We start from the raw sequence: 3,329 nt of genomic DNA on the forward strand, positions 1-3,329 counted from the left end.
ATATGGCCGGCCCTCAAGCGCCGGCCCAGCTCCCTTGCGACCGCGGCGGCCGGGTCGATCACGGTGATGCCTGGGCCTGCGATGGCCCGGATCAAGGGGTTCAGGAAGGGGTAGTGGGTGCATCCCAGGACGATGGTGTCCGCCCCCTTCTCCAGCATCGGGGCGACATACCGCTCCACCAGGGCGCCGGTTGCCGGGCTTTCGAGCTCCGCCCGCTCGACCCGCTCAACAAGCCCCGGGCAGGGCTGCAGCAATACCCGGACCCCGCTGCCGTAAAGGGAGATCAGGCGGGAGACCCTCGGGCTGTCGATGGTCCTGCTGGTGGCGAGCACCCCGACCACCCCGGATTTCGTCATGCCGGCGGCGGGCTTGATGGCCGGCTCTATGGCCACCACCGGGACGGGGCAGCGGGCCCGGAGCCCTTCGATGGCGACCCCCGTGACGGTGTTGCAGGCCGCGACGATGGCCTTGACCCCGCGCCTCAGGAAAAAGTCGGCAATGGCCTCTGCCCTGCGCTCGATGAAGTCCCTGGGCCGGTCGCCGTAGGGCGCGTATCCCGAGTCGGCCACATAGAGCAGGTCCTCCCGGGGCAGGGCCTTCCGGATCTCCCGGAGCACGGACAGCCCCCCCATGCCGGAATCGAAAACCCCCACGGGTCCCCCTTCGGCGGGGGGATGAATTTCGGATCGCCCTGACACAGGCACCTCCCCCGTCATCCGGCAGGCCGGGTGACATAGGAGAGCAGGTCGCCCATGAGCCTGTTGGCGGCGTGATATGCCGAGGCCGGCGTACCCCGCATGGCCGCTTCGGTCTGGATGTAGGGTCCGCTGACGATGTCGCCGCGACAGTGCCGGATGATCCGGTCCGCGGATTCCGGTGTTGTTTCGAGGTGGAATTGGAGCCCGATCCCGTTTTTCCCGATCTGGAACGCCTGGTTGCGGCATCCGGCGCTTCCAGCGAGGCGGACGGCGCCCGGCGGGAGGTCGAAGGTCTCGCCGTGCCAGTGAAAGACCGTCGCCTCCCGGGGAAAGCGGAACACGTCCGCCGCAGTCTCCACGGCGGCAACGGGAAACCACCCGATCTCCTTTTCCGCGTTGGGGTAGACCTTCGCGCCAAGGGCGGAAGCAATGAGCTGGGCGCCGAGGCATACCCCGACAACGGCGATGCCGCGGCGGAGGACCTCCCGGATGAACGCCTTCTCCGGTCGAAGCCATGGATGTTGAGCCTCATCCTTCACGCTCATGGGGCCTCCCATGGCAATGACCAGACCGATGCCGCGGGGGTCGGGCAGCTCAGGCGACTCAAAGAACCGGGTGTATTGGACCTCGGCACCCCGGCCGGAGAGCCATGCCGCCATGCTCCCGATGCCCTCAAACGGCACATGCTGCAGAACGCGGACTCTCATCTCCCTGGTGATCTCCCTTATGGCGGAATAGCCTGCGGATGCTCCGCAGGACTCGAGAGACATTTACACCCATGAGGCCTCTTTTTCAACAGAAACAAGACGGCGCCGGGGCGGCTGCCCCGGGCGGATCGACGGGTGAGGGCGGGTTTCTGGAAAAATATTTATTGAGATCCCCGTACACATCCCGTACACTGCACCCTACCGCGCGGCAGGGCATCATTGCCCTGCCGTTTTTTGTGTTCGGGCGCCAGCTTCCACCGCCTGAAACCATGAACCGGAAGCCCGTGGGACAAGGAGAACCCGTCCGTGAAAAAAAAGATATACGCCGTGGCCTGCGCCGTTCTGGCCGTGGATCTGCGCCACGCCGCCAGAAACCTGGGGATGGACGTGGAATTCCGGTTCCTGGAGGCCGGCCTCCACGACCGCCCGGACCTGCTCCGGAAAAAGCTCCAGGACGCTGTTGACGCCATCTCCGCCCGGGGCGACGGGGAGCGCATCGTGATCGGCTACGGTGTCTGCGGGCGCGGCGCGGTCGGCGTAAGGGCCGGCGGCATCCCCATGGCCATTCCCCGGGTGCACGACTGCATCGCCCTTTTCCTGGGCGGCGACGCGGCCTACCGTCGGGAATTCCGAAAGGCGCCGGGGACCTACTATATCTCGGCCGGGTGGTACGAAGAGAAGACCGAACCCCTCTCCCAGCGCGGCCGCTGGGCCAGCTACGGATCGGAGAGGCTCCATTACGACGACCTGGTCAAGACCTACGGGGTCGAGGCCGCCGATCGGACCTTCCGGTTCCTGAACACCTGGAAGGACAATTACCAGCGGGCGGTCTTCATCGAGACCGGCGCGAAGACATCGGCCAAATACGAGCAATACGCCCGGGACATGGCCGGGGAATACGGGTGGGACTTCGAGCGGGTCAATGGCGGCCACGCCCTGATCGAGGCGCTTTTGACGGCGACGGAGAGCACGGACGAGGTTCTGGTGGTGCCGCCCGGCCACGTCATCGCTTTCGACGCCCTCCGCTCCGGCCTGACCGCCCAACCGGCCTGGGCCGACCGGGCCGCAGGCACGTCACGGGTGACGGTGGTGGACGACGATCGACCCGAGGAGACATCGGACCAACGGCCCGCGACCATGAAAACCGGCCTCGGGATCGATGCGGGCGGCACCTACACCGATGCGGTGATCTATGACATCGCCGGTGGAAAGACCCTCTCCAAGAGCAAGGCCCTCACGACCAAATGGGATTTCACCCGGGGCATCGGCGCTGCCCTGGCCGGCCTGGATCCGGGGCGGCTGCGGGAGGTGGAGATGGTGGCCCTCTCCACGACGCTCGCGACCAACGCTATCGTGGAAGGCGATGGGCAGAAGGTCGGCATGATCCTGATGCCGCCATACGGCCTCTTCGAGAGCCGCGATATCGCCTACGAACCCAAGGCGGTGGTCAAAGGCGCCCTCGAGATCTCGGGCCAGGAGCGGACGCCGGTGGACCCGGACGAGGTCCGGCGCGCGGCCCGGCGGATGGTCGACCGGGATCAGGTCCGGGCTTTTGCCATATCGGGGTTTGCCGGCAGCATCAACCCGGCCCACGAACTGGCGGTGAAGCGGATCCTCCAGGAGGAGACCGGCCTGTTCGTGACCTGCGGCCACGAGCTGTCCGACCTCCTCGATTTCAAGGTCCGCGCCCACACGGCCATGCTGAATGCCCGGATCATTCCGCGGTTGGCCAAGCTTCTCGCGGATCTGGAGGCGGAGCTGTCGCGCCGTCATATCCACGCCCCGGTGGTGGTGGTGAAGGGGGACGGCACCCTCATGAGCGCGGCCATGGCCAAGGAGCGCCCGGTCGAGACCATCCTGTCGGGCCCCGCGGCCAGCGTGGCCGGGGCGAGGCACCTGACCGGGCTTGCCGACGCCCTGGTGG

Annotated in this window: 3 protein-coding genes; 1 reads left to right on the plus strand and 2 read right to left on the minus strand. The window is 66.9% G+C overall.

What is annotated here, in order from left to right; genetic code table 11:
* Window positions 1–653: glutamate racemase (gene murI, locus ACEW8N_RS00005; protein ID WP_373497730.1), on the minus strand; the 653-nt coding region annotated here is incomplete at its 3' end.
* Window positions 654–712: 59 nt separating this feature from the next.
* Window positions 713–1,405 carry a type 1 glutamine amidotransferase gene (locus ACEW8N_RS00010; protein ID WP_373497731.1) on the minus strand — a complete coding sequence of 231 codons (693 nt, stop codon included), beginning with the start codon at window positions 1,403–1,405 and terminating at the stop codon, window positions 713–715.
* A gap of 306 nt (window positions 1,406–1,711) precedes the next feature.
* Here ACEW8N_RS00010 and ACEW8N_RS00015 point away from each other — a divergent pair.
* The coding region (locus tag ACEW8N_RS00015; RefSeq protein ID WP_373497732.1) for a DUF1638 domain-containing protein at window positions 1,712–3,329 on the plus strand (1,618 nt) is incomplete at its 3' end.

Source organism: Desulfococcus sp. (genome assembly GCF_041737845.1).
Taxonomy (GTDB): domain Bacteria; phylum Desulfobacterota; class Desulfobacteria; order Desulfobacterales; family Desulfococcaceae; genus Desulfococcus.

Coding starts and splice junctions, on each gene's coding strand:
- ACEW8N_RS00010 (WP_373497731.1), bottom strand. CDS start 1,405: ATGAGAGTCCGCGTTCTGCAGCATGTGCCGTTTGAGGGCATCGGGAGC.